The 26298-nt window shown below is 67.7% G+C and carries 24 protein-coding genes; 12 read left to right on the top strand and 12 right to left on the bottom strand.

What is annotated here, in order from left to right; genetic code table 11:
* Positions 1–420, top strand: coding sequence for a hypothetical protein (locus LXN00_RS03540; protein WP_234504852.1), 420 nt, complete (start codon positions 1–3; stop codon positions 418–420).
* Here LXN00_RS03540 and LXN00_RS03545 read toward each other — a convergent pair.
* Positions 368–1513: a class I SAM-dependent rRNA methyltransferase gene (locus tag LXN00_RS03545; RefSeq protein WP_234504855.1), complete on the bottom strand. Its 1146-nt coding sequence runs from the start codon at positions 1511–1513 to the stop codon at positions 368–370. The two genes, LXN00_RS03540 and LXN00_RS03545, sit on opposite strands and share 53 nt — an antisense overlap.
* Positions 1514–1614: 101 nt before the next feature.
* Between LXN00_RS03545 and LXN00_RS03550 the strand changes: the two genes are divergently transcribed.
* The 9 genes from LXN00_RS03550 to atpD are packed head-to-tail and all read left to right on the top strand — an operon-like array spanning position 1615 to position 9987.
* Positions 1615–1929 carry a V-type ATPase subunit subunit G family protein gene (locus LXN00_RS03550; RefSeq protein ID WP_234504857.1) on the top strand — a complete coding sequence of 105 codons (315 nt, stop codon included), beginning with the start codon at positions 1615–1617 and terminating at the stop codon, positions 1927–1929.
* Positions 1926–3884, top strand: coding sequence for a V-type ATP synthase subunit I (locus LXN00_RS03555; RefSeq protein WP_234504861.1), 1959 nt, complete (start codon positions 1926–1928; stop codon positions 3882–3884). The genes LXN00_RS03550 and LXN00_RS03555 overlap by 4 nt, the downstream gene beginning before the upstream one ends.
* Positions 3885–3897: 13 nt before the next feature.
* The gene (locus LXN00_RS03560) at positions 3898–4197 is read left to right on the top strand and encodes a F0F1 ATP synthase subunit C (RefSeq protein WP_003046223.1); all 300 of its coding nucleotides are present in this window, start codon (positions 3898–3900) and stop codon (positions 4195–4197) included.
* A 55-nt stretch (positions 4198–4252) separates the two neighbouring features.
* Entirely contained in the window at positions 4253–4819 is a 567-nt protein-coding gene (locus LXN00_RS03565) for a V-type ATP synthase subunit E (protein ID WP_234504864.1), read from the top strand.
* A 3-nt stretch (positions 4820–4822) separates the two neighbouring features.
* Positions 4823–5794, top strand: coding sequence for a V-type ATPase subunit (locus LXN00_RS03570; RefSeq protein ID WP_234504866.1), 972 nt, complete (start codon positions 4823–4825; stop codon positions 5792–5794).
* A gap of 2 nt (positions 5795–5796) precedes the next feature.
* The gene (gene atpF, locus LXN00_RS03575; RefSeq protein WP_234505167.1) at positions 5797–6111 is read left to right on the top strand and encodes a V-type ATP synthase subunit F; all 315 of its coding nucleotides are present in this window, start codon (positions 5797–5799) and stop codon (positions 6109–6111) included.
* A gap of 12 nt (positions 6112–6123) precedes the next feature.
* Positions 6124–7860, top strand: a complete 1737-nt coding sequence (locus tag LXN00_RS03580) for a V-type ATP synthase subunit A (RefSeq protein ID WP_234504877.1) — start codon at positions 6124–6126, stop codon at positions 7858–7860.
* Between the two features lie 9 nt (positions 7861–7869).
* Positions 7870–9306: a V-type ATP synthase subunit B gene (locus LXN00_RS03585; protein WP_234504880.1), complete on the top strand. Its 1437-nt coding sequence runs from the start codon at positions 7870–7872 to the stop codon at positions 9304–9306.
* 9 nt (positions 9307–9315) lie between these two features.
* Positions 9316–9987 (top strand): V-type ATP synthase subunit D, encoded by a 672-nt coding sequence (gene atpD, locus LXN00_RS03590; RefSeq protein ID WP_234504882.1) that lies wholly within the window; start codon positions 9316–9318, stop codon positions 9985–9987.
* A 46-nt stretch (positions 9988–10033) separates the two neighbouring features.
* Here the strand turns inward: atpD and acnA are convergent, their stop codons facing one another.
* From acnA to LXN00_RS03625, 8 genes are all read right to left on the bottom strand, one after another.
* Complete coding sequence (gene acnA, locus LXN00_RS03595; protein WP_234504885.1) at positions 10034–12739, bottom strand: aconitate hydratase AcnA; 2706 nt, start codon at positions 12737–12739, stop codon at positions 10034–10036.
* A gap of 99 nt (positions 12740–12838) precedes the next feature.
* Positions 12839–12964 carry a hypothetical protein gene (locus LXN00_RS12625; protein WP_267962564.1) on the bottom strand — a complete coding sequence of 42 codons (126 nt, stop codon included), beginning with the start codon at positions 12962–12964 and terminating at the stop codon, positions 12839–12841.
* Positions 12965–13181: 217 nt separating this feature from the next.
* A complete protein-coding gene (locus LXN00_RS03600; protein ID WP_234504888.1) occupies positions 13182–13934 on the bottom strand; it encodes an alpha/beta hydrolase in 753 nt (250 codons plus the stop codon).
* A gap of 3 nt (positions 13935–13937) precedes the next feature.
* A complete protein-coding gene (locus tag LXN00_RS03605; protein ID WP_234504891.1) occupies positions 13938–17237 on the bottom strand; it encodes an efflux RND transporter permease subunit in 3300 nt (1099 codons plus the stop codon).
* Positions 17234–18415: an efflux RND transporter periplasmic adaptor subunit gene (locus tag LXN00_RS03610; RefSeq protein ID WP_234504894.1), complete on the bottom strand. Its 1182-nt coding sequence runs from the start codon at positions 18413–18415 to the stop codon at positions 17234–17236. Before LXN00_RS03610 ends, LXN00_RS03605 begins: the two co-directional genes overlap by 4 nt.
* 2 nt (positions 18416–18417) lie before the next feature.
* Complete coding sequence (locus LXN00_RS03615; protein WP_234504897.1) at positions 18418–19383, bottom strand: TolC family protein; 966 nt, start codon at positions 19381–19383, stop codon at positions 18418–18420.
* The gene (locus tag LXN00_RS03620; protein ID WP_234504899.1) at positions 19380–20645 is read right to left on the bottom strand and encodes a TolC family protein; all 1266 of its coding nucleotides are present in this window, start codon (positions 20643–20645) and stop codon (positions 19380–19382) included. Before LXN00_RS03620 ends, LXN00_RS03615 begins: the two co-directional genes overlap by 4 nt.
* A complete protein-coding gene (locus LXN00_RS03625; protein ID WP_234504901.1) occupies positions 20638–21072 on the bottom strand; it encodes a MarR family winged helix-turn-helix transcriptional regulator in 435 nt (144 codons plus the stop codon). The genes LXN00_RS03620 and LXN00_RS03625 overlap by 8 nt, the downstream gene beginning before the upstream one ends.
* Before the next feature lie 82 nt (positions 21073–21154).
* On the opposite strand from LXN00_RS03625, the gene LXN00_RS03630 reads away from it, so the two are divergent.
* Entirely contained in the window at positions 21155–22480 is a 1326-nt protein-coding gene (locus tag LXN00_RS03630) for a hemolysin family protein (protein WP_234504903.1), read from the top strand.
* Entirely contained in the window at positions 22467–22835 is a 369-nt protein-coding gene (gene cdd / locus LXN00_RS03635; RefSeq protein ID WP_234504905.1) for a cytidine deaminase, read from the top strand. Before LXN00_RS03630 ends, cdd begins: the two co-directional genes overlap by 14 nt.
* On the opposite strand, the gene LXN00_RS03640 is transcribed toward cdd, so the two are convergent.
* Genes LXN00_RS03640 through LXN00_RS03650 form a run of 3 tightly spaced genes read right to left on the bottom strand, consistent with a single transcriptional unit; the run spans position 22832 to position 26294 of the window.
* Positions 22832–23539 carry a hypothetical protein gene (locus LXN00_RS03640; protein ID WP_234504907.1) on the bottom strand — a complete coding sequence of 236 codons (708 nt, stop codon included), beginning with the start codon at positions 23537–23539 and terminating at the stop codon, positions 22832–22834. The genes cdd and LXN00_RS03640 overlap by 4 nt on opposite strands.
* Entirely contained in the window at positions 23527–24378 is an 852-nt protein-coding gene (locus LXN00_RS03645) for a dihydrodipicolinate synthase family protein (RefSeq protein WP_234504909.1), read from the bottom strand. Before LXN00_RS03645 ends, LXN00_RS03640 begins: the two co-directional genes overlap by 13 nt.
* A complete protein-coding gene (locus LXN00_RS03650) occupies positions 24378–26294 on the bottom strand; it encodes a hypothetical protein (RefSeq protein WP_234504912.1) in 1917 nt (638 codons plus the stop codon). Before LXN00_RS03650 ends, LXN00_RS03645 begins: the two co-directional genes overlap by 1 nt.
* Positions 26295–26298 lie beyond the last annotated feature (4 nt).

The following is a 26298-nucleotide window of genomic DNA, read 5'->3' on the forward strand; positions in this document are numbered from 1 at the left end:
GTGCGGGAAAGGCCTCTTTGGGAGGCTTCTTTCGCCGGGCTTTCCCCCCTCGCCTTCTACGGGGGGATAGGCCTTCTGGCCGGGGCCTGGGCCCTGGGGGAGGCCCCGGGGTGGTTTTGGCTCCTCCTCTACCCCTGGTGGCGCCTCCGCCTCGGGTGGCGGGTTTGCCTTTACCCCGGGCGCCTCGTCCTCAAGCCCCCCTTGGGCCTGGCCCGGACCGTGCCCTGGGAGCGGGTGGCGGGGGTGGAGGTGGGCCTTTGGCCGGGGGGGCCTTTGGCCCGGGCCAGGAAGGCCCTTTTCCTCCTCTTGGAGGACGGGGAGAACCTCCCCTTGCCCCTCCCCGAGCCCGAGGCCCTGGCCGAGCGCCTCAGAGCACTTCTAGAAGGGCGAACTTCAGGTAGTGGGTTTCCGGATGGTTGAGGAGGACGGGGTGGTCAAAGCCCTGGCCCCGCTTCTCCAGGACGCGGAGGGTGCGGTGGGCGTCCTGGGCCGCCTCCCGGAGCATCTCGTAGAAGAGGGGTTCGGTGAGGTGGTGGCTGCAGCTCGCCGTGGCCAGGATGCCCCCCTCCTTGAGGAGCTTGATGGCCCTCAGGTTCACCTCCTTGTAGGCCCTATAGGCCCGCTCCACGTCCTTCTTCCCCTTGGCGAAGGCGGGAGGGTCTAGGACGATGAGGTCAAACCGCTCCCCCGCCTTCTCCAGACCCCTCAAGTAGTCAAAGGCGTTGGCCTCCACCGTTTGGAGGCTTAGGCCGTTGAGGCGGGCGTTTTCCTGGGCCCGCTGGAGGGCTTCCGCCGAGGTGTCCACGCTGATGACCTCCTTGAAGCCCAGGGCCAGGTGGAGGCCGAAGCTTCCGGCGTAGCTGAAGACGTCCAGGGCCCTTTCCCCCTGAAACGCCTCCATGAGGATGCGGTTGTCCCGCTGGTCCAGGTAGGCCCCCGTCTTCTGCCCCTCCAGGAGGTCCACCAGGTAGCGCACCTTCCCTTCCCGCACCGCCACCTGCTTGGGCACCTCTCCCAAGAGGGGGCGGACGTAGAGGGAAAGCCCCTCCAGTTCCCGGCTCTTGGCGTCGTTCTTCGCCAGGACGCTTTTGGCCAGGGGCCTAAGCCTTTCCGCCACCTGGGGCAAAAGGGCTTCCCAGGCGTGGGCCGTGGCCTGGACCACGGCGTGGCCGGCGTAGTAGTCCACCACGAGCCCCGGGAGGAAGTCCCCCTCGGCGTGGCTCAAGCGGAAGCCCCCTTCGGGCTCCCTTTCCAGGTGGGGCAGGCGGCGCTTTATGGCGCGGTCCAGGTTCTCCAGGAGGGCTTCCACCGGGTCCAGGGCGGGCCGGAAGCGGAAGGCCCGCACGGTGAGGTCGCTTTGGGGGTTGTAGAGGGCCAAGGCCAGGAAGCGCTTGCCCCAGTAGACGGGGTAAAGCCCCGGCGTGTCGGGCCCCGAAACCACATCGCGGCGGAATACCCATAAGTGGCGGGCTAGGAGGCGGGCGGCCCCGCGTTCGTTGACGAGAATCCTCACCGCTTCAGTATACTTAGGCGGGGTTGGTTGACGCTTGCCCCCGTGGCCGGTATCATGACCGGCGGGCGCACTTTGCGCATGTTTTCACATAAGGAGGGGCGATGGGAGGCCTGGGACTTATCAAGACCCTAGCGGAGAAGGAGAAAGAGCTCCTTGCCCGCCTCGAGGCCGCCAAGAAGGAGGCGGAGGACCTCCTTAAGCGGGCGGAGGCCGAGGCCAAGGCCCTCCTGGAGGAGGCGGAGGCCAAGGCCAAGGCCTTGGAGGCGGAGTTCAAGGAAAAGGAGGCCAGGGAAACCGAAGCCCTCCTGGCCCAGTACCGCAAGCGGGCGGAGGCCGAGGCCCAGGCGGTGAAGGAGAAGGGCATGGCCCGCCTGGAGGAGGCGGTGAGCCTGGTGCTCAAGGAGGTCTTGCCGTGATCGCTCCCATGGAGAAGCTGCTCCTAGCCGGGCCCAAGGGCCGGGCCAAGGAGCTTCTCCATAGCCTGCAGCAGGCGGGGGTGGTGCACCTGGAAACCCTCCGGGTGGCGGAGCTTGCGGAGTACAAGCTTTCCCCCGAGGAAAGGGAAGAGCTGAGGCGCTGGGAAGGGGTGGCGGCGGGGGCCGAGCACACCCTTACCCTCCTAGGCCAGGAGGTGGCGCCTTCCCGGCCTTTCCCGGAGGGCCTCGAGGCGGCGGAGAAGGCCCTTGCCCCCATCCAGGGGCATGCGGAAGGGCTTTCCCGGCAGATGCAGGAGCTTGAGGAGGAGCTTTCCCTGGCCCAGGCCTACCTGGAGCCCTTGGAGAAGCTCGCCGGTTTGGCCCAGGGCTTGGACCAAAGCCCCTTCCTCCGGGTGATCCCCTTCCTCCTCACGGAAAAGGAGTTGCCCTTGGTGGAGGAGGCGCTCCAAAAGGCCTTGGAAGACCGCTTCCTCCTGGCTAGCGAGCCCTACGCCAAGGGGCTTGCTGCCCTTTTGGTGGTGCACCGCCGGGACCTGGAGGCGGCCAAGGCCGCCCTCTCCCGGGCCGGCATCGCCGAGCTCCGCCTGCCTGGGGCCTACGGGGAGCTTCCCCTTTCCCAGGCGGCCCGCAGGCTTAAGGAGCGGGCGGAGGCGGCGCCTAGGGAGCTATCCGAGGTGCGCCAGGCCCTGGCCAAGCTGGCCAAGGAGGCCACCTCCACCCTGCAAAGCCTCTGGACCCGGGCCAAGGACGAGGTGGCCCGGCTGAAGGCCCTAGAGGAGTTGGCTTCGGGCCGCTTTGGCTTCGCCCTTTTGGGCTACGTGCCCGTGAAGGCCAAGTCCAAGGTGGAGGAGGCCCTGGCCCGGCACAAGGAGGGGGTGGTCTACGCTTTTGAGCCGGTGGACGAGCACCACGAGGCGGACCGCATCCCCGTGGCCTTGGACAACCCCCCTTGGGTCAAGCCCTTTGAGCTTTTGGTGAGCTTCCTGAACACGCCCAAGTACGGCTCCCTTGACCCCACCCCGGTGGTCCCCATCTTCTTCCCCTTCTGGTTCGGGATGATCGTGGGGGACATCGGCTACGCCCTTCTCTTCCTCCTCCTTGGGCGCTGGCTTTCCGGGTTCGTGAAGCGGAACGAGCCCCTGGTCATTGACCTCTTCGCCCTCAGGCTCAAGCCCCAGGTGATCGGCAAGCTCGTCTACATCCTCAACTGGATGGTCTTCTGGACGGTGGTCTGGGGCTTCATCTACGGGGAGTTCTTCGGCACCTTCCTGGAGCACCTGGGGGTCTTCGGCACCCCCGAGCACCCGGGCCTCATCCCCATCCTCATCCCCCGCATTGACACCGCCAAGACCGCCAACCTCCTCATCCTCCTCTCCGTGGCCTTCGGCGTGGTCATGGTCTTCTTTGGGCTCATCCTCAGGGCCTACCTGGGGCTCAAGCACCGCCACATGGCCCACTTCTGGGAAGGGGTGGGGTACCTGGGCGGGCTTGTGGGCATCCTGGCCCTGGCCGCCTCCTACCTGGGGAACCTGCAGGCGGGGTGGCTTGCGGGCCTCATGTACCTGGGCTTTGGCGTCTTTTTGCTAGCGGTCCTCATGAGCCGCATCTGGCTCATGATCCCGGAGATCTTCACCCAGGCGGGGCACATCCTCTCCCACATCCGTATCTACGCCGTGGGGGCCGCAGGCGGCATCCTGGCGGGCCTTCTCACGGACGTGGGCTTCGCCATGGCGGAGCGGATGGGCCTTTTGGGGGCGCTTTTGGGCATCGTGGTGGCGGGCGTCTTGCACCTCCTCATCCTCCTCCTCACCACCTTGGGGCACATGCTCCAGCCCATCCGTCTTATCTGGGTGGAGTTCTTCACCAAGTTCGGTTTCTACGAGGAGAACGGCAGGCCATACCGGCCGTTCAAAAGCGTCCGCGAGACGCAGTAAAGGGAGGGTAAGGATGAAGAAGCTGCTCGTTCTGGTTTTGGTAGCGGTGTTCGGCGCGTTGGCTTTGGCGGCGGAGGAGGCGGCGGCCTCCGGAGGCTTGGACCGGGGTCTCATCGCCGTGGGCATGGGGCTCGCCGTGGGCCTAGCCGCCTTGGGCACGGGCGTGGCCCAGGCCCGCATCGGGGCCGCCGGCGTGGGGGCCATCGCCGAGGACCGGGGTAACTTCGGTACCGCCCTCATCTTCCTGCTCCTGCCCGAAACCCTGGTGATCTTCGGTCTCCTCATCGCCTTCATCCTGAACGGCAAGCTCTAAGGGGCTTCTTGGGCCCTGCCCCAACGGGGGCAGGGCTTTTTCCCAAGGAGGGAAGATGTCTAAACTGGAAGCCATTCTGAGCCAGGAGGTGGAGGCGGAGATCCGCGCCCTTCTGGAGGAGGCCAAGGCCAAGGCGGAAGCCTTGCGCAAGGAGGCAGAGGCCAAGGCCGAGGCCCTTCTGGCCGCAAGGAAGCGGGCCCTCGAGGCCCAGTACCAGGCCGCCCTGCGGCGGACGGAAAGCGCCGGGGAGCTCCTTCTGGCCACCGCCCGCACCGAGGCCAAGGGGGAGGTGCTGGAGGCGGTGCGGGCCAAGGTGCGGGAGGCCTTGGCGGCCCTGCCGGAAAAGCCCGAGTGGCAGGAGGTCCTGAGGAAGCTCGCCTTGGAGGCCCTTTCCGCCTTGCCCGAGCCCAAGGGCTTGGCCTCCCACCCGGAGAACCTACCCCACCTGGAGCCCTTGGCCCGGGAAAGGGGCCTGGAGCTTACGGCCGACCCCGCCCTGCGGCTTGGGGTGCGGGCCTTGGGGAAAGAGGGCAAGACCCAGGTGGAAAACACCTTGGAAGGCCGCCTGGAGCGGGCGTGGGACGCCCTTTCCGCCAGGGTGGCCGCGGTGCTTTGGGGCTAGGCCATGGCGGATGACTTCGCCTACCTAAACGCCCGGGTGCGGGCGAGGCGCCAGAGCCTCCTGAAGGAGAGCTTCTTCCAGGAGGCCTTGGACCTGGCCTACCCCGAGTTCCTCCGCCTCCTTTCGGAAAGCGTCTACGGGGCGGAGCTTGCGGGGCAGGGCCTTCCCGATGTGGACCGGGCGGTGGGGCGTACCCTGGCCCGGCTGGTGGGGGACCTGCCCGGCCTCGTCACCGGGGAGGCCCGGGAGGCGGTGCGCCTGCTCCTGCTCCGCAACGACCTCACCAACCTGCAGGCCCTCCTGCGGGCCAAGGCCACGGGCCGCCCCTTTGAGGAAATCCTCCTCCTGCCGGGGACCCTCAAGGAGCCCCTTTGGCGTCAAGCCTACGAGGCGCAGGATCTCCCGGGCATGGCCCAGGTCCTCTCCGTTCCCGGCCACCCCTTGGCCCGGGCCCTGCGGGCGGTCCTCAGGGAAACCCAGGAGCTTGCCCGGGTGGAAGCCCTCTTGGCCAAGCGCTTCTTTGAGGACGTGGCCAAGGCGGCCAAGGCCCTCGAGGCTCCCTTCCTGCGGGACTACCTGGCCCTGGAGGTGGACGCCGAGAACCTGCGCACCGCCTTCAAGCTCCAAGGGCAGGGGGTATCCCCCGAGGGGCTTTTCGTCCGGGGGGGGCGGTTCGTGGACCGGGTGCGCTTCGCCCGGCTCTTGGAGGGGGACTACGCCGTTTTGGACGAGCTATCCGGCACCCCCTTCGCCCCCTTGGCCGGGGTGCGGGACCTGAAGGAGCTGGAAAAGCGCCTGAGGTGCCTGCTCCTGAAGGAGGCGCGGAAGGGGGCTTCCGACCCCTTGGGGGTGGGGCTGGTCCTCGCCTACGTGAAGGAGCGGGAGTGGGAGGCCATGCGGCTTAGGCTTTTGGCCCGGCGGGCCTACTTCGGCCTGCCCCGGGCCCAGGTGGAGGAGGAGGTGGCCTGCGCATGAGGATCGCCGTGATCGCCGATCCCGAGTCCGCCCAGGGCTTTCGCTTGGCGGGCCTCGAGGCCTACGCCGCCCAAAGCCCGGAGGAGGCCAAGGCCCTTTTGGAGAGGCTGGTGGGGCAAGGGGGGTACGCCCTGGTGGCCGTGGACCAGGGCCTTCTGCCCGAGCCGGAGAAGGCGGTGGAGCGCCTCATGCGGGGGAAGGACCTTCCCGTCCTCCTGCCCATGGCGGGCCTGAAGGAGGCCTTCCAAAACCCCGATGTGGAAGGCTACATGCGCGAGCTGGTGCGGCGCACCATCGGCTTTGACATCAAGTTGTAGGATGGAGGGAAGATGATCCAAGGCGTGATTGAGAAGATCGCGGGCCCGGCGGTGATCGCCAAGGGGATGCTGGGGGCCCGCATGTACGACATCTGCAAGGTGGGTCACGAGGGGCTGGTGGGGGAGATCATCCGGCTGGACGGGGATACCGCCTTCGTCCAGGTCTACGAGGACACCTCGGGCCTCAAGGTGGGGGAGCCCGTGGTTTCCACGGGGCTTCCCTTGGCGGTGGAGCTGGGCCCCGGGATGCTGGGCGGCATCTACGACGGCATCCAGCGCCCCCTGGAGCGCATCCAGGAGAAGACGGGGATCTACATCACCCGGGGCGTGGTGGTCCACGCCCTGGACCGGGAGAAGAAGTGGGCCTGGACGCCTAGGGTCAAGCCCGGGGATGAGGTGAAGGGGGGCATGGTCCTCGGCACGGTCCCCGAGTTCAACTTCACCCACAAGATCCTGGTGCCCCCCGATGTAAGGGGCCGGGTGAAGGAGGTGAAGCCCGCCGGGGAGTACACGGTGGAGGAGCCGGTGGTGGTCCTGGAGGACGGCACCGAGCTCAAGATGTACCACACCTGGCCCGTGCGCCGGGCCCGCCCCGTGCAACGCAAGCTTGACCCCAACACCCCCTTCCTCACCGGGATGCGCATCCTGGACGTCCTCTTCCCCGTGGCCATGGGGGGCACCGCCGCCATCCCGGGGCCCTTCGGGAGCGGTAAGACCGTGACCCAGCAGTCCCTGGCCAAGTGGTCCAACGCCGACGTGGTGGTCTACGTGGGGTGCGGGGAGCGGGGGAACGAGATGACGGACGTCTTGGTGGAGTTCCCCGAGCTCACCGACCCCAAGACCGGGGGGCCCCTCATGCACCGCACCGTGCTCATCGCCAACACCTCCAACATGCCCGTGGCCGCCCGCGAGGCGAGCATTTACGTGGGCGTGACCATCGCCGAGTACTTCCGCGACCAGGGCTTCTCCGTGGCCCTCATGGCCGACTCCACCAGCCGCTGGGCCGAGGCCTTGCGGGAGATCTCCAGCCGCTTGGAGGAGATGCCCGCCGAGGAAGGCTACCCCCCCTACCTGGCCGCCCGCTTGGCCGCCTTCTACGAGCGCTCGGGCAAGGTGGTGACCTTGGGGGGTGAGGAGGGGGCGGTGACCATCGTGGGGGCGGTTTCCCCGCCGGGCGGCGACATGTCCGAGCCCGTGACCCAGTCCACCCTGCGCATCGTGGGGGCCTTCTGGCGGTTGGACGCCTCCTTGGCCTTCCGGCGCCACTTCCCGGCCATCAACTGGAACGGCTCCTACTCCCTCTTCACCGGGGCCCTGGACCCCTGGTACCGGGAGAACGTGGCCCCCGACTACCCCGAGCTCCGCGACGCCATCTCCGAGCTTCTGCAACGGGAGGCGGGGCTTCAGGAAATCGTCCAGCTGGTGGGGCCGGACGCCCTCCAGGACGCCGAGCGCCTGGTGATTGAGGTGGGGCGGATCATCCGCGAGGACTTCCTGCAGCAAAACGCCTACCACGAGGTGGACGCCTACTGCTCCCTGCGGAAGGCCTACGGCATCATGAAAATGATCCTCTCCTTCTACAAGGAGGCCGAGGCCGCCATCCGCCGGGGCGTGAGCATTGACGAGATCCTGGGGCTTCCCGTCATTGAGCGCATCGGCCGCGCCCGTTACGTGAGCGAGGAGGAGTTCCCCCGCTACTTTGAGGAAGCCATGAAGGAGATTGAAGGGGCCTTCAAAGCCCTGGCCTAGGGAGGGAAGATGGACCTCTTGAAGAAGGAGTACACCGGCGTCACCTACATCTCCGGTCCCCTGCTCTTCGTGGAGAACGCCAAGGACCTGGCCTACGGCGCCATCGTGGACATCAAGGACGGCTCGGGCCGGGTGCGCGGCGGGCAGGTGATTGAGGTTTCCGAGGAGTACGCCGTCATCCAGGTGTTTGAGGAGACCACGGGGCTGGACCTGGCCACCACCACGGTGAGCCTGGTGGAGGACGTGGCCCGGCTCGGGGTTTCCAAGGAGATGCTGGGCCGCCGCTTCAACGGTATCGGCAAGCCCATTGACGGCCTTCCCCCCATCACCCCGGAGAAGCGGCTTCCCATCGTGGGCCTTCCCCTGAACCCCGTGGCCCGGAGGAAGCCGGAGGAGTTCATCCAGACGGGCATCTCCACCATTGACGTGATGAACACCCTGGTGCGGGGGCAGAAGCTCCCCATCTTCTCCGGCTCGGGCCTCCCCGCCAACGAGATCGCTGCCCAGATCGCCCGGCAGGCCACGGTCCGTCCCGACCTCTCCGGGGAAGGGGAGAAGGAGGAGCCCTTCGCCGTGGTCTTCGCCGCCATGGGCATCACCCAGCGGGAGCTCTCCTACTTCATCCAGGAGTTTGAGCGCACCGGGGCCTTAAGCCGCTCCGTCCTCTTCCTCAACAAGGCGGACGACCCCACCATTGAGCGCCTCCTCACCCCCCGCATGGCCCTCACCGTGGCGGAGTACCTGGCCTTTGAGCACGACTACCACGTGCTGGTGATCCTCACGGACATGACCAACTACTGCGAGGCCCTGCGGGAGATTGGGGCGAGCCGCGAGGAGATCCCTGGGCGCCGCGGCTACCCCGGCTACATGTACACCGACCTGGCCACCATCTACGAGCGGGCCGGGGTGGTGGCGGGGAAGAAGGGGAGCGTGACCCAGATCCCCATCCTCTCCATGCCCGACGACGACCGCACCCACCCCATCCCCGACCTCACGGGCTACATCACCGAGGGGCAGATCCAGCTCTCCCGGGAGCTCCACCGCAAGGGCATCTACCCGCCCATTGACCCCCTGCCCTCCCTCTCCCGCCTCATGAACAACGGGGTGGGCAAGGGCAAGACCCGGGAGGACCACAAGCAGGTGTCCGACCAGCTCTACTCCGCCTACGCCAACGGCGTGGACATCCGCAAGCTGGTGGCCATCATCGGCGAGGATGCCCTCACGGAGAACGACCGCCGCTACCTGCAGTTCGCCGACGCCTTTGAGAAGCACTTCATCAACCAGGGGCAGCAGAACCGGTCCATTGAGGAGAGCCTGCAGATCGCTTGGGCCCTCCTTTCCATGCTTCCCCAGGGCGAGCTCAAGCGCATCTCCAAGGACCACATCGGCAAATACTACGGGCAGAAGCTGGAGGAGATCTGGGGCGCGCCGCAGGCCCTGGACTAAGGAGGCGGCATGAGCCAGGTCAGCCCCACCCGGATGAACCTTCTGCAAAGGCGGGGGCAGCTCCGTCTGGCGCAGAAGGGGGTGGACCTCCTCAAGAAGAAGCGGGACGCCCTGGTGGCGGAGTTCTTCGGCCTGGTGCGGGAGGCTTTGGAGGCCAGGAAGGCCCTGAACCAGGCGGCCCAGGAGGCCTACTCCGCCCTCCTCCTGGCCCAGGCCTTTGACGGGCCCGAGGGCGTGGCCGCCGCAGGCCTTGGGGTCCCGCCCCTGGAGGGGGTGGAGGCGGAGGTGGAGAACGTCTGGGGGAGCAAGGTGCCCAGGCTCAAGGTCACCTTTTCCGACAAGGTGGTGCTTTCCCCCGTGGGCACCCCCACCTATACCCTCGAGGCCGCCCGCGCCTTCCGGCGCTACGCCGAGGCCCTGATCCAGGTGGCCAACACGGAAACCCGCCTGAAGAAAATCGGCGAGGAGATCAAGAAGACCACGCGGCGGGTGAACGCCCTGGAGCAGGTGGTGATCCCCGGCATCCGCTCCCAGATCCGCTTCATCCAGCAGGTGCTAGAGCAACGGGAGCGGGAGGACACCTTCCGCCTCAAGCGCATCAAGGGCAAGATTGAGGCCAGGGAACAGGAGGCCGAGGGCACCCGGCCGAACCCACAGCTGGAGATCGGGGCGGGCCTCTAAGCCAAGGGAAAACCCCGGGGGGAAGCCCCCCGGGGTGCCCTTTTCCCTACTCCGCCTTGGCCTCTTGGAGGATGTTGAGGAGCACCGTCTGGAGGATGCCCCCGTTCTTGTAGTAGTCCACCTCCACCCACGTGTCCAGGCGGGCGATGGCCTGGAAGCGGATTTCGCTCCCGTCCTCCTTGCGGGCCACGATGTCCACAAGCTTCCTGGGCTTGAGGTCCGAAAGCCCTAGGATGTCGTAAACCTCGTACCCCGTGAGCCCAAGGCTTTCCCGGTTCTGCCCGGGGAGGAACTCCAGGGGCAGGACGCCCATGCCCACCAGGTTGGAGCGGTGGATCCGCTCAAAGCTTTCCGCCAGCACCGCCTTGACCCCCAGGAGGTAGGTGCCCTTGGCGGCCCAGTCGCGGCTGGAGCCGGTGCCGTACTCCTTGCCGGCGATGACCAAAAGGGGTGTGCCCTCCGCCTTGTAGCGCATGGCCACGTTGTAGACGAAGTCCACATCCCCCTCGGGGAGCTTCTTGGCGTACCCCCCCTCAATCCCGTCCAACATGAGGTTCTTGATGCGGATGTTGGCGAAGGTGCCCCGCATCATGACCTCGTGGTTGCCGCGGCGGGCGCCGTAGGAGTTGAAGTCCTCGGGCTTCACCCCTTTGCTCAGGAGGTACTGCCCGGCGGGGCTCTTCACGGGGATGGCCCCGGCGGGGGAGATGTGGTCCGTGGTCACGGAGTCCCCGAGGACCAGGAGCACCCGGGCCCCCCGGATATCCCCCACCTGCCCCTTGCCCAGCTCCTCAAAGAAGGGCGGGTTCTGGATGTAGGTGCTCTCGGGGTCCCATTGGTAGAGCTCCCCCGTGGGGGCGGGGAGGGCCTGCCAGCGCTCGTCCCCTTCAAAGACCTTGCTGTACTCCTTCTTGAAGAGCTCGGGGTCCAGGGTCTTCTGGATGGCCTCCCGGATCTCCTCCATGGAGGGCCAGATGTCCTTTAGGTAAATGGGCTTGCCGTTGGGGTCGTGGCCTAGGGGCTCGGTGGTGAAATCAATGTCCATGCGCCCCGCCAGGGCGTAGGCCACCACCAGCATGGGGCTCGCCAGGTAGTTGGCCTTCACGTGGGGGTTGATGCGGCCCTCAAAGTTGCGGTTGCCGGAGAGGACGGCGGCCACCACCAGGTCCCCTTCCTCCACCGCCTTGGCGATGTCCTCGGGCAGGGGGCCGGAGTTGCCGATGCAGGTGGTGCACCCGTAGCCCACCACGTGGAAGCGGAGGGCCTCGAGGAAGGGCATTAGCCCGCTATTCTCCAGGTAGTCCGTCACCACCTTGGAGCCGGGGGCCAGGGAGGTCTTGACCCAGGGCTTGGTGTCCAGCCCCGCCTCCACCGCCTTCTTGGCAAGAAGCCCCGCCCCCAGCATGACGGAGGGGTTGGAGGTGTTGGTGCAGCTCGTGATGGCGGCGATGACCACGGAGCCGTGGGTGAGCTCAAACTCCTCGTCCTGCCGCTTGACCACGACCTTCTTGCCCAGGGCCTCCGGGCTTAGGCCAAAGCCCCGCTCCTTCACCGGCTTGGTGAGGTGGGCGAGGAAGCTCTTCTTCACCTCCTTGAGGGGCACCCGGTCCTGGGGCCGCTTGGGGCCTGCCAGGGAAGGCTCCACCGTGGAGAGGTCCAGCTCCAGGTACTCGGAGTACCGGACCCTTTCCTCCGCCTCGGGGGTGCGGAAGAGGCCCACCGCCTTGGTGTAGGCCTCCACCAGCGCCACGAGCTCCTCGGGGCGGCCGGTGAGGCGGAGGTAGTTGAGGGTTTCCTCGTCCACGGGGAAGAAGCCCATGGTGGCCCCGTACTCGGGGGCCATGTTGGCGATGGTGGCCCGGTCCGCCAAGGAGAGCTTGGCCACGCCGGGGCCGTAGAACTCCACGAACTTGCCCACCACCCCGTGCTTGCGCAGGATCTCGGTGATGGTGAGGACCAGGTCCGTGGCCGTGGCCCCCTCGGGAAGCTCCCCGTAAAGCTTGAAGCCCACCACCTTGGGGGCCAGCATGTAGTAGGGCTGCCCCAGCATCACCGCCTCGGCCTCAATGCCCCCCACGCCCCAGCCCAGGACGCCCAGGCCGTTCACCATGGTGGTGTGGCTGTCCGTGCCCACCAGGCTATCGGGGAAGGCCAGGGTGAGGCCGTCCCGCTTCTCCGTCATCACCACCTTGGCCAGGTACTCCAGGTTCACCTGGTGGACGATGCCCGTGCCGGGGGGCACCACCCGGAAGTTTTCCAGGGCTTCCTGGCCCCACTTGAGGAGGAGGTAGCGCTCCCGGTTCCGCTCGTACTCCTTCTCCACGTTGTAGAAGAAGGCGTAGGCGGTGCCGAAGGCGTCCACCTGCACCGAGTGGTCAATGACCAGGTCGGCGGGCACCACGGGGTTGATGCGCTTGGGGTCCCCGCCCCGCTTGGCCACGGCGTCCCGCATGGCCGCCAGGTCCACCACCGCCGGCACCCCAGTGAAGTCCTGGAGGATCACCCGGGCGAGCTTGAGGGGCACGTTGATCTCCCCGGGTTCGGGTTGCCAGCGGGCCAAGGCCTCTATGTCCTCCCGCGTCACCTGGTAGCCGTCCTCGTTCCGCAGGAGGCTTTCCAGCATGACCCGGATGGAGAAGGGCAGGCGGCTCACCTCCGCCAGGCCTTGCTTCTCCAGCTCGGTCAGGTCGTAGTAGCCGTAGGTGCCGCTTGCGGTCTTTAGCGTCTTCAGGGTCTTGAAGCTATCCTTCATGCGGGCTCCTTTCCCTTCCCCCATGGGGCAAAGGGCTTGAGCAGTCGGTTTGTGGGGGGAAGTGTTCCCGAGGGGGGGCGCCCACCCCGGCTTTCCCCACTATAACACCTCCAAAAGGGACGTGGCGTGCCCTAGGACGGCGTTGGCCTGGGCCTGGCAGGCGATTTTTAGGGTTTCCAGGAGCTCCTCCTTGGAAATGCCGAGGCCCTTGGCCCGGTGGGCCATGGCCTTCACGCACGCAGATGAACCCGTGGCTAGGGTGGTGCCTAGTAAGGATGCGGGTGCGGGTCCTCTCGTCCAGCGCCCCCTTTTCCGGCTACGGCCGTGTACCAGAAGAAGCCCTGGGGCCTTTTCCGTTAGGAGGGGAATGGCTTCGGGGAGGCCCTCTCCCAGGTTTTCCCGCATGGCCCTTGGCGCCTTTTCGTGGGTGCGATCTATACCCTTAGCGTAGGGCCTGGGGTGGGGGAGGGGTGTCCCACCCTAGGCTTTCCAGGAAGAGAAGCACCTCCTCCTGGATCTCCCGCCAAAGCGCTTCCCGGGGCCTTTGGGCCGGGCGGTCGCCTTTCTGCGGGCCGTAGGCGCCGAAGCCCGCATGGTTGAGCCCTGGGATGAAGACGATGCGGGCGTTCTTTGGAAGTAGTTTTGCCTTCCCCCGGGCTTCTTCCGGAGGGAGGAGGCCATCCTCCGTGCCGAAAAGGGCCAGGGTGGGGAAGCTTTCCCCGGAGAGGTCGCCCTCCGGGTAGCTGGCGAAGAGGACCAGGGGGAGCTTCTCCCGGGCGGCGAGCTCCGCCGCCACCACCCCGCCCAGGCTATGCCCCCCCACCGACAGGGGAAGGCCCGGGTGGGCGGCCTTGGCCTTCAGGGCCGCCTCCTTGGCCAGGAGGGCGATGCCCGAGGGGACCTTTAGGAGGACCACCAGGTACCCCGCCTTGGCCACGGGGGCCAAAACGGGGGCGTAGGCCAAGGGCTCCACCCGGGCCCCAGGGTAGAAGGCGAGGAGGGCCTTGGGGCTTTTGGGGGAAAGCTCTAGCCCGTAGGGGGCCTCCTTCACCTCCAGGCCCGTGCCCCTAAGGGCCTCTTTCACCCAGGGCTCGGCCTTGAGGGGCCGCAAAAAGTAGAGGCTCACCCCCACGACCCCCAGGGCCAGGAGGGTGGCGGCGAGGAGGAAGAGGAGGAGGAGCTTGCGGGCGTCCACGCTTCACCTCAGGACGGGCACCTTGGCCCTTCGGCCCTCAAAGGCGTAGAAGGCGGCGGGCACCACGAAGAGGGTGAGGAGGGTGGAGGAGAGGAGCCCGCCCAGGATGATGACCCCAAGGGGCCTGCGGTATTCCGCCCCTTCCCCCGTGCCCAGGAGGAGGGGGAGGCTGATGATGAGCACGGTAAGGGTGGTCATGAGGATGGGCCTGAGCCTGAGCCTGGCCGCCTCCACCAGGGCCTCCTTCAAGGGCATCTCCCGCATCCGCTTCACGGCAAAGTCCAGGAGCAGGATGGCGTTCTTGGTCACGAGGCCGATGAGCATCACCACCCCCAGCACGCTGATCACGTCCAGGCCCGTACCCAGGAGGTAGGTGAGCCAAAAGGCCCCCACCAGGGCCAGGGGAACGGGGAGGAGGAGGTAAAGGGGGTAGCGCCAGGCGTTGAACTGGCTGGCGATGACCAGGTAGTTGAGGACCAAGGCCAGGAGGAAGGCCAGAGGGGCCAGGCGGGCGAGCTCCCCGGTGAAGCTCCCCAGGCCCGTGGCCACGAGCTCCACCCCATCGCCCAAAAGCCCCTTCTCCCGGAGCTCTTGGGTGAGTTCCTGTTGGATCTGGAAGCTTCCTGGGGCGTCGGGGCGTAGGTTGATGTTCACTCCGGCGGCGTAGGCCTGGTTGCGGCGGGAGATGAGGGTGGGGCCGGGACGCTCCTGGAAACTCCCCAGGCTGGAAAGGGGCAGGAAGGCCTGGAGGGCGGGGGCGTAGACGGGCAGGGAGAGGAGGTCGCCCTCCCTCCCCAGGCGCAAGGGGTCCATTTGGACCACGATGGGGAACTCCTCCCCGCCCCGGCGGGCCGTGGCCGCCTGGGTTCCCGAAAGGTATAGCCGCAAAACCTGGGCCACGTCCTGGGGGGTGAGGCCGGTGCCGGAAAGCCGGGCGGGATCGGGGACGAAGACCCGCTCCCGTTGGGTGGCCTCGAGGGTGCTCTTCACGTTCAGCACGTAGGGCTTTTGGGCGATGAGGTCCACGATGGCCCCCGTGCGCTCCTCCAGGAGCTTCCGGTCCGGGCTCACCAGGAAGAACTGCAGATCGGCGTCCCCCGCCTCGGGCCCCGTCTGGGCCAAGACCCTGAGGTCGGCCCCGGGAAACCCTTTTAGGAGGTCCTTGCCCTCGCGGTTAAAGGCCTCCGTGAGGGTGAAGATGTCCTCCCGCTCGTGCTTGGGCTTGAGGACGATCTGGAGTTGCACCCTTGAAGGGTCCCCCACCTGGGCGCCCCCCGTGGCGCTTGCCCCCACGGTGGTCACCACCTGGGCCACGGCGGGGTGGGCGAGGAAGTAGGCCTCCAGGGTCCTGGCCGCCCGGTCGGAGACGGAGAGGGGGGTGTCCTTGGGGAGGAGGAGGGTGGCGGTGAGGACCCCGGTGTCCGAGCGGGGGGTGAAGTTGAAGGGGATGCGGGGCAGGATGGGAAAGATGGAAAGGAAAGCCAAGGCGGCAAGCCCTAGGACGAAGCCTGGGCGGGCTAAGGTCCCTTTTAGGGCCCGGGCGTAGGCCTCCGTGAGCCGTTCTAGGCTACTTTCAGCGGCGGCGTGGAGGCCTCGGGCCACGGCCCCCGCCAGGTCCAAGAGGAAGCGGCCCAGGTAGCGCAGGAGGGCGAGGAGGGCGGGGTAGAGGGGGAGGAGAAGGAGGTAGGGAAGCCCTTGCCGGTAAAGGAGGAAGGCGGAGAGGAGGCCCAAAAGGAGCCCCGTGGGGCCTCGGTAGCCCCTTCGGTAGGCCCAGCGGAGGTCGGAAGGGAGTTTCCGCAGGGCCAAGAGGGCCTCCTTAAGGCTCGGGGGCTCGGGGTCGGGGAAGTAGGCCAGGCGGACGGTGAGGAAGAGGAGGGCTTCCAACCAGCTCACGGCGATGGCCGCCGCCATGCCCAGGCCGAACTGCTGGAAGATCTGGCCGATGATCCCCGGGAGGAAGCTGATGGGGAGGAAAACGGCGAGGAGGCTTAGGGTGGCCGCCGCCACCGCCACGCTCACCTCGCTGGCCCCCTTCAGCACCGCCTCCTTGAGGCCGTAGCCCATCCTGCGGTAGCGGTCAATGTTTTCCGCCACCACGATGGAGTCGTCCACCACGATGCCCACCGCCACGGTGAGGGCGAGGAGGCTGATGAGGTTATAGGTGAAGCCCAGGACCCCGAAGAGGAGGATGGCCCCGGAAAGGGTGATGGGGATGGCCAGGATCACGGAGAAGACGGAGTTGAGCTTTCCCAAGAAGACGAGGACCACCAGGGATACGGCCAAGGCGGCCAAGAAGGCCTCCCGCACCGTGTCCTGCACCGCCGCCCGGATGAAGCGGGTGGTGTCCAGGGCCACCTCCGCCTTGTACCCCTTGGGTAAGGGGGTTTCCTGAAGGGCCTTCCGCACCCCGTCCGCCACGGCCACGGCGTTGGCGTCTGGGGTCTTCACCACGGCCATGAGGACGGCGGGGCGGCCGTTTAGGCGGTTGAGGGTGGTGGGGCTATCGCTTTCCTCCGCCACCCGGGCCACGTCCCTCACCCGTAGGCCCCGGTTTGCGTCCAGCAGGAGGTTCGCCACCTCCTCCGCCGTGGCGGGGGTGTTCCTAAGGGTGTAGACGAGGCGCCTTTCCCCCTCCGTGAGGCTTCCCAAGGGGAGGTTCAGGGCCGACTGGGAGAGGGCTTGGACCACCTGGAGGGGGGAGACGCCCAGGGCCTGGAGGCGGTCGGGGTCCAGGTAGATGCGGATGGCCCGTTTGGGGGCCCCGGTGAGGCGGATGTCCGCCACCCCCTGGACGAGCTGGAGCTTGGGCTTCAGGGTGCGCTCGGCGTAGCGGAGGACCTGGGAGAGGTCCTCCCCGGGGGCCTCGAGGGCGATGTAAAGGATGGGGCTCGCCGAGGGGTCAAACTTCTGCACCACGGGGGCGGAGGCGTCCCGGGGGAGTTGCCCCCGGGCGGCGGCCACCTTTTGGCTCACCTCCACCGCCGCCCGGTCCACGTCCACCCCCTGCCGGAACTGGACGAAGACCAGGCTGAACCCTTCCGTGGAGCTGGAACCGATGGTGTCCACCCCGCTTAGGGTGGAAAGGGCGTCCTCTAAGGGCTTGGAAACCTGCTCCGCCACCTCCTCGGGGCCGGCCCCGGGGTAGCTGGTGGAAACCGCCACCACCGGCACGCTGAAGCGGGGAAGGAGCTCCACCCCAAGGCCCAGGCCCAAAAGGAGCCCCACCAGCACGAGCCCCACGAAGATGGCCGTGGCGAAGACGAAGCGCTCCACGAAGAAGGCCACCAGGGGGTTTTCCCTCACGGCACCACCTCCACGGGGTCCCCGTCCCTTAGCCCTTCGGGGACGGGGTAGATGACCTTAGCGCCTTCGGGAAGGCCTTCCACCACCGCCTTGTCCCCTTCTTGGGCCACCAGGCGCACGGGCTGCTTCTTCGCCCGCTCGCCCTCCAGGAGGTACACCACCCCTTGCCCTTCCTCGGCCCGCACCGCCCCTGCGGGGATGAGGATACCCTCCGCCACCCTTTCCCGGTAGCGCACCTCGGCGGGCCCGGGAAGGAGGGGGGCAAGGGGCGTGAGCACCACCTCCACGAGCCGGGTCTGGCCGGGGAGGTCGGTCTTGCGCAAGAGCCTTGCCCCCACCGCCTTGCCGTTTTGCCGGAGGGTGAAGGGGGTTTCCGGGGTGAGGGCCTGGGCCTTTTCCGGGGGCAGGTAGAGCTTGGCGAGGAGCCGGTCTGTGGTGGCCAGGCGGAAGGCGCGGCTTCCCACCCCCAGGAACTCGCCCTCCTTCACGAAGACCTCCACCACCTCCCCGCTAAAGGGAGCCCGGACCACGCTCTCTTTCAGGTTCCGCTCCGCTTGGCGCACCTGGAGCCTGGCCGCCTCCACCTGCAGTTCCAGAAGGCGGATGTCCTCGGCCCGCTCCAGGCGGGCCAGGGCCTCCTTGGCGTTCTCGTAGGCGCTTTTCGCCTGGTGGAGGTTGGCCTCCAGGGCCTTGAGGTCCAAGGGGGCGAGGGCGCCCGCCTCCAGGAGGGCTTTGCCCTCCTCGTAGCGGCGCTTTGCCGCCTGGAGCTGGGCTTCCGCCGCCTGGAGCTGGGCGGCGAGGGCCGTGCGGTTTCCCGCAAGCTGGTTCCTGGCCCTTTCCAGGTTGGCCTCGGCCTGCTTGAGGTTTAGCCGCGCCGCCTCTAGGGCTTCTTGGAAGGGGGCGGGGTCCAGATAGACCACGCCTTCCCCCGCCTGGACCCGGGTTCCCGCCGGAAGGGTGCGCACCACCCGGCCCGAGGCCCCGGCGGCCACCAGGCTATCCCGTTCCGCCTGGAGGCTGGCGGAGGCTTTGCTCTCCCGCTCCAGGACCCCGGGCGCGGCCACCACCACCCGCACCTCCACCCGCAAGGGGCCTTGGGCCTCAGGGGCGGGGGCCTCGGCCTTTTTGGGGGCGCAGGCGGCGAGGAAGAGGGGAAGGAGGAGCCAAAGGCGCTTCATGCTCACCTCGAGGCCAGAAGGCCGTAGTAGGCCTTCAGGTAGGCGTGCTTGGCCTGCTCCAGGGCGAGTTCCGCCTGGAGGAGGGCGAGCTCCTGTTGCAGGAGGCCTAGGCGGCTGGTAAGCCCGGCCTGGAAGCGTTTTTCTTCCGCCTGGTACCGCTCCTTGGCCGCCCGGTAGGCTTCTTCCGCCGTCTTTACCCCTTGGAGGAGGGGGGAGAGCTGGGCGAAGCGGGCCTCGAGGCCCACCCGGAGGGAACGCTCCAGGATCTTAAGGTTTTCCTCCAGGGTTTTCGCCTGGTCCTCCAGGGCCTCCATGTCCTTCCTCGGGGCGAAGCTTTCGTCCAGAAGGCCCCGCTGGAAGCGGAGAAGCTCTAGGGACTGCCTTAGGTTCAAGAGGTCGGCATGGGCCCCCAAAAGCGCCTCCACCAGGCCCGCCTGGGGCAGGGGGGGAAGCTCGGCCACGGCCTCGGGCTTCCAGGGGCCCACCAGGTTGGCGAGGGCGGCCAGGGCGCTTTCCTCCCCGCGCTTGGCGGCTTCCAGGTTCTTGCGGGCCTCGAGGACGCGGTTTTGCGCCTCCAGGAGGTCCAGGCTAGTGGCCCCACCGCCCTTAACCCGCACCTCCGCCGCCCTCAGCCCAAGCTCCGCCACCTCCAAGGCCTTGGCCGCCAGGGCCGCCTGGAGGCTTGCCTCCCGCGCCTGGGCGTAGGCGGAAACGATATCGCTTTCCGCTTGGGCCAGGGCCCTTTCCAGCTTGGCCTTGGCCAGGGCCTCCGCCTGGCGCGCCTGGAGCTCGGCCAGGGGGGTGCGCAAGGGGTCTTGCAGGGTGCGGGCGAGGTCCTTTTGCCGCATCTCGTATTCCCACCGGGCCGTGACCACGGCCGCCACCTCCGGGGCCTTCTTGAGGGCCTCGGGGAGGGGTTGGGCCAGGACGGGGACCAACAAGGCCAGGGTCCAAAGAAGCCTCTTCATTGCGCCACCTCCGGAAGGATTTCGCCGTAAAACTGGTAAAGCTCCATACGCCGGTTCCTCAGGTTGTTTTCCGCCTGGAGTAGGCCAAGCTCCGCTTGCAGTAGGCCTAGCTCCGCTTGCAGGACGCCCAAGGGGCTTTCTAAGCCCAGGGCGAGCCGCTTTTGCGCTTCTTCCAGGGCTTTCTGCGCCGCCTCTTGGCGGAGGCGGGCGAGGGTGAGGCTAGCCTCGGCGGTTTTCAGGGCGTTTTCCAAACGGGCTTTGTCCAGATTGGCCTGGATCTCCGCCGCCCTTAGCGCCTCCTCCGCTCCCCGCACCTGGGCCTGGGCTGCCTCGTAGGCGGAGAGGAGGCCCGGGGAGAGGGTGAGGGAGAGGGTAAGCCTAAGCTCCTCCGTGGTCCGGTACTGGCCGGCGGGGAGGGTGGTGGGGGGGCGGGCGGGGTCCTGGCGGGTGTAGGCCAGGGTGGGCCTCAGGTCCTTGCTGGAGAGGCTTAGGGAAAGGGTGTCGTTCCCCGAAGGGTAGAGGTTGAGGCTTCCCTGGAGGGTGGGGAGGAGGTTGCGCCAGGCGGCCCTTTCCCCGATTTTCGCCTCGGCTAAGGCCAGCCGGGCCTCCTCGAGGCTCAAGGGCGTGGTGCCTTGGGGCGGGGGGATTTCGGGCAGGGGGGCTTTCAGGTCCACAAGCCCCTCCGCCGCCTCCTCCGCAAGCTTTTGGCCAAGCTCCGCCTCCGCTAGCCGGTTTTGCGCCTCCCTTAGGGATAGCTCCGCCTCCCTTAGCTCCTTGGGGCTCGCTTGGCGCTTTTTGGCGGCTTCCAGGGCGAGCTGGGCAAGCTCCAGGCCCTTCTCCGCCAGCCGTACCCCCAAAAGGGCTTCCCGGTAGCGTCCATGGGCGGCCACCGCCTGGGCCTGGAGGGCGGTGAGGGTCTTGCGGTAGGCAAGTTCGGCCCGCCTGAGGCCGATGCGCGCCCGTTCTATCCCGTCGGCGGCCTCGCCAAAGGGGAAGGGGGTGAGGACCAGGGCCAGGGTGAGGGCCTTGGCGTCCTGGGGAAGGCTTGCGCAAAGGGCCTGGGGGGTGCACTCGTAGCCCAGGCGGCCGTAGTTTCCTTGGAGGCTTAGGGCCACGGGAGCGCTTTGCGCCTCCAAGGCCTTGGCCGCCGCCAGGAGGTAAGCCTCGGCCTGCCGCTTTAAGGGGTGCTCCTTGAGGGGGCTTAGGGCCCCCTGGGCCAGGGCTGGTGCGAGGAGAAGGGCAAGCGCCCATAGCCTAGCCACGTTCCACCTCCGTAAGCTTGGCAAGGAGCGTTCGGAAGGTGCCAAGCTCCTCCGGGCTTAGCCGGGCCAGAGTTTGGCCGAAGACGCGGAGCCAGGCCTCCTTGAGCCGCAGGGCCACCGCCTCCCCTTCCGGGGTGAGCTCTAGCTGGACCCGCCTCCGGTCCGAAGGGTCCGGATGCCGGCGGAGGAGGCCCGTTTCCTCCAGGGAGGCGAGGAGGTGGGAAACCTGGGAGGGAAGGATCTCCAAATGCTCCGCCAGGCGGGAGGGAAGGCGCACCCCTTCCTTCACCAGGCGGAGCACCTCCGCCTGCAGGAGGGAAAGCCCTTCCTGGGCGAAGACCTCCTTGGCCCGGGAAAAGAGGAGGCGCATCAGGGCGTAGCCCAGTTGGGAGAGTTCCTCCACCAGGGATGCCGGGGGACCATTCATACCCTTCAACTATATAAGGCCGTCAATAAAAAAGGGCAAGCGGGGCCACACGCCCCCATGGTGTACAATGGGCCCAGGTGATATGGACAGACCTCCCAGTCGGTGGCTCTTCTTTCTCCCCTTCGGTTCCCTAGCCCTGGCCCAAACCCAAGCCCCAAGCCCTGGGGACCTTTTTCTTCTGGTCCTCTTCCTGGGCCTTTCCGCCTTTTTCTCCGCCAGCGAGACCGCCTTCACCGCCCTTTACCCGTGGAAACTCAAGGAGCTGGCGGAGGCGAAGAACGGCCCCTATACCCTCCTTGCCCGGGACATCACCCGGTTTCTCACCACCATCCTGGTGGGCAACAACCTGGTGAACATCGCCGCCACCGCCTTGGTGACGGACCTGGCCACCCGGGCCTTTGGCTCTTGGGGGGTGGGGCTCGCCACCGGGGTCATGACCTTTTTGATCCTCTTCTTCGGCGAGATCACCCCCAAGTCCATCGCCGTGCACCACGCCGAGGCCCTGGCCCGGGTGGCGGCGTGGCCCATCTACTTCCTCTCCGTCCTCTTTTACCCCCTGGGGCGGTTTTTCAGCTGGGTTTCGGGAGGCATTTTGCGGCTTCTGGGCCTCGAGCCCCGGAACACCCCCTTGGTTTCGGAAGAGGAACTTCGGCTCATTCTGGCGGGCGCAGAGGAGTCGGGGACCATTGAGGCCCAGGAGGAGGAGATGATCCACTCCATCCTGGAGTTGGAGGAAACCCCGGTGCGGGAGATCATGACCCCCCGGGTGGAGATGGTGGCCATAGAGGCGGAGGCCACCTTGGAAGACCTCCTCCAGCTCTTCCGCGAGCACCGCTATAGCCGCATCCCCGTCTACCGGGAAAGCGTGGACCACATCGTGGGGGTGGCCTACGCCAAGGACCTCTTGGACTACTACTGCGAGGAGGACCTGAAGGGGAGGACCGTGGCCTCCATCGCCCACCCTCCCTACTTTGTCCCGGAGAACATGGACGCCTGGACCCTGCTTAGGGAGCTCCGCCGCCGCAAGGTGCACCTGGCCATCGTGGTGGACGAGTTCGGGGGCACGGCGGGCCTCGTCACCCTGGAGGACGTGATGGAGGAGATCGTGGGCGAGATCTACGACGAAACCGACGAGCCCGAGGACGCCCCCATCCGCCGCCTGCCCGATGGCTCCTACTCCATCCAGGCCCAGACCCCCGTGGACGAGGTTTCCGAGGCCTTGGGGGTGGAGCTTCCCGAGGGGGAGTACGATACGCTTTCCGGCTTCCTCTACGAGCGCTTTGGCCGCATTCCCGGGGTGGGGGAGAGCGTGGAGTGGCAGGGCTTCCGCTTCGTGGTGGAAAGCGCCGACCAGAGGCGGATAGAGCGGGTACGGGTGGAAAGGCTGGTGGAGCATGGAGGGGGTTAGGAAACTTTTGCAGGCCCACGTGGCCCGGGCCTACGCCCCCTACTCGGGCTTTCCCGTGGTGGCCTTGGTGGAGGCGGAAGGGGAGGCCTTCCTAGGGGTCAACGTGGAGAACGCCTCCTTCCCCCTTTCCCAGTGCGCCGAGCGGAACGCCGTGGCGGCCATGGTCCTGGCGGGGAAAAGGCGCATAGACCGGGTGCACATCTATAGCCCCAAAGGCCCCATCCCCCCTTGTGGGGGGTGCCGGCAGGTGCTCATGGAGTTCGGGGCCCCCGACACCCCGGTCCTTCTCCACGGCCCCGAGGGGTACGTGGAGAAGACCCTAGGCGAGCTCCTTCCCCTGGCCTTCCGCCTCTAGAGGGAAAGCACCAGGGTGGTCTGGAAGAAGCCCGGGACCTGGAGGGTGAGTTCCAGCCGGCCTGAGCCCCTTTCCAGGCCCGGGCGGAAGCCCACCACCTGAAGCCGCCCCTCGCCCCGGGCGGGAAGGTCCGCCTCCACCCTTAGGCTTTGCCCGAGGAGCACAAGCCGCCCCTCCACCCGCAAGGGGAGGGGGTTGGGGTTTTCCAGGNGCCGCCCCCCCCCCCGCAAGGGGAGGGGGTTGGGGTTTTCCAGGAAGAAGTTCCCCCCGGCCCGCCGCACCCGTAGGGGCTCCAAGGGGAAGGCGAGGCGGGTGCGGAAGAAGGTGAGGTCCTGGCCCAAGGTTTTCCCTTCCAGGGCCACCTCCACCCCCTCCCGGGAGAGGAGGGCCTGCCCCGTGGCCCGGGCCTGGCGGGGGGTGAGGCGCACGGTGAGGGTTTCCTCCCTCCTCCCGGGGGGCAGGTTCAGGTCCAGGGGGACCACCACCTCCCCCACCCTAAGCCGGGTGCCGAAGGCGGCAAGGGGGAGGGGGAAGGGGTTGGGGTTTTGGAAGGCCACCCTTAGGCCGAGGACCAGGGTGGGCTCGGGGGCGAGCTCCAGGCCCAGGAGTTCCGCCCCAAGCAGGGTGGCCGCGGGCGGGGTGGGCCTGGGGGCGCAGGCGGCGAGGAAAAGGATAAGGGCCAGGAGGAACCTCAAAGGAGCCATCCCTCCTCCTTCAGCGCTTCCAAAACGGGAAGGAAGCTTCCCCAAAGGGGGCTTTCCGCCGTGTAGGGGGGCCTGGGGTAGCCCGCAGGGAGACCCAGGTGCCTCAGGGCCTGTTTGAGGAGGGGCACCCCGCCTTGGGCGAGCAGGTGGCCCAAGGGGAAAAGTTTTTTCTGCAAGGCCTCCGCCTCGGCGAGCCGCCCTGCCCGGAAGTGGGCGAGGAGGGCCCGGTAGGCCCTGGGGGCCAGGTTGGCCGCCGCCAGGATGCCCCCTTCCGCCCCCAGGGCCAAGGCGCCCAGGAAGGTGGGGGCGTGCCCGGTGAAGACGCGGAAGCCGGGGAGCTTGGCCTGGTAGAAGGCGAGGCGGGAGAGGTCGCCGCTGGAGTCCTTGATGCCCTGGATGCCCGGGTGCTGGGCCAAGGCCTCCACCGCACCCAAGGGGAGGTCCACCCGGGTGTTTTGGGGCACGTGGTAGAGGAAAAGGGGCATCCGCTCCGCCAGGGCCTCGTAGTAGCGGGAAAGCCCTTCCCCAAGGCTTGTGTGGTAGTAGCGGGGCGGGGTGGCCAAAAGGGCCATGGCCCCCACCTCCTTGGCCTCCTCCAGGGCCCTTTCCGCCTGGGGCAGGGTTTCCTCCATGAGGCCCACCAGGAAGGGCTTCTTGGGGCGGAGGGCCCGGAGGCCTTGGCCCCGCTCCTCGGGGGTGAGGTGGACCCCTTCCCCGTTGGAGCCGTAGATGAGAAGCCCGTCCACCAAGGGTTCCAGGGCCTCGGCCAGGGCGCGGAAGGCCTCGAGGTCTAGCCTTCCTTTCCGGTCAAAGGGGGTGGGGATGGGGGGCAGGATCATCACGACCTCCTCAGGCCTAAGGCTAACCCCAAAAGGTGCAGGGCGTAGGCCCCAAGGAGAAGGCCGGGGCCTTCCCCTTGCCCCAGGCGCACCAAGCCCCAAGCGGCGAGGAAGAGGAGGAGGACGCCAAGCCCTGCGGCGAAGCCGAGGCTTCCCGGCACGAAGAGGCGCACGAGGAGGGCGTAGGTGGGGGGTACGGTGCCCTTGCGCCGGGGAAGGAGGAAGGCGAAGAAGTGGTAGAGGAGGAGGAGGAAGTAGCCCAGGAAGGCCCAGGGGCGGGCCCGCTCGGGTAGGGGAAGGGGCAGGGCCAGGAAGGTGCGCCAGGGGTCCTGCAGAAACCGGATCCATTCCGTCTGCAAGAGGGCGAGGTAAAGGGTACGGGCGCTGGGCCCCGCCTCCCTCGCCCCCCAGGGATCGGTGCCCAGGCCCAAAGCGGTGCGGATGGGGCCCTCTAAGGGGGCTTTCCGGTAGGCCTCCGCAAGGGCCTTCTCCTCCCCCGTGAGGGCCAGGGCGAAGGGCAGGCCGCTCCCCTCCAAGAGCCCCTTGGCTTCCTTGGGCGCCTCCGGCAGGAGGGCGTAGCCCAGAAGGGCTTGGGTTTCCGGGGTGGGGGGGAGGGAGCGGAGCCAGTCCAAAGCGGCTTGGGTGCGCAAGGAGCCCCGGTCTAGGGGGGGAGCGAAGAGGGCTTTCCGGGCTTCCTGGTCCAGGCCGTGGAGGAGGGTGGCGGCCCCTAGGGCGAGGAGGAGGAGGAGGGCAAGGAGCCTTTCCCCAAAGCTGGCGTAGGCCAGGGAAAGGTGCCTCAGGCGCAGGAGGGGGTGCCGGAAGAACCCGCCCAGGAAGCCGCCCAGGTTCCGCAGGTCCCGGAGTTGGGGGGGGAGGTAGAAGAGGACGAGGTAAAGGAGGAGGACCAGATAGGCCACGGCCAGGACGGCGAGGGCGAGGGAGAGCCCCTCTAGGCTAGGCGGCAACCAGGCCCTTAGGGTTTCCACCGCTACCCGGAGGCGCAGGGCCTGGGCGGGGAGGCCTTGGGCCTCGAGGGCCTCCGCCCGCTCCTGGAAAAAGGCCAAGGAGCCGGGGAAGAGGGGGCTTGTGCGGAGGAGGGTTTCCGTGAGGAGGCGGGCCCTTTCGGGGTCCTTCTCCTCCAGGCGCTTGGCCGCCTCCGCCAGGGCCAAGACGGGGGGGAAGGCGTAGGGGAGCTCGGGGCGGTGCCCCCGGGCGAGGAGGTCTTGGCGGTAGGCCTCGAGGTCTTCTGGGCCCAGGCTTTCGGGGTCCAGGGCCCAGTAGGCGAAGTAGGGCCAGGGCCTGGGGGGATTTAGGGCCTGGAGGAGAGGGGCGAGCGCCCGCAGGTCCTCCCCGCTCCCCTCAAAGGGAAGGGGGGGGAAGGGTACGGGCAGGACCCTCTCCCCCTGCAGAAGGGCCTCGGGGCCTGGCCTTAGGGCCACCACCTTGGCGGGGGCGAAGTGGTAGCGCACCCCGGGCTCCTTCAGGCCCGCCTCCAGGACCAGAAGCCCCTGGGCCACGTACACCCTTTCCCCCTGGACCAAGGGCCCGAGCCAAGGGCCTTGGGGCAAGGGAAGGAGCCCCCAGGGCAGGTGTAGGCCCTCTTCCGTGAGGGTGGGGGTGGGTTGGCCATGGACGGTGAAGCGCCCCTCCAAGGCCCCCGAGGGCAGGACGAGGCGCACCCGGTACTCCCCCGGGGCTTCCGGGGTGAGGCTTAGGCGGAAACTACCCCCCTGCACCTCCACCGTTTGGGTCTGGGTTCCCTTAGGGCCTTCCACCTCTAAGGGGAAGCGCCCTTCGGGAAGGTCCCGTCCTTCCAGGGTTAAGGGCTGGCCTAGGGAGGCTTCCGGGGGTACCAGGAGGCTTTGGGCCAGGGCCCAAGGCAAAAGGAGGGCCAAAGCCGCCAAGCGAAGGCGCATGGCG

Source organism: Thermus brockianus, assembly GCF_021462505.1.
Taxonomy (GTDB): Bacteria; Deinococcota; Deinococci; order Deinococcales; family Thermaceae; genus Thermus; species Thermus hydrothermalis.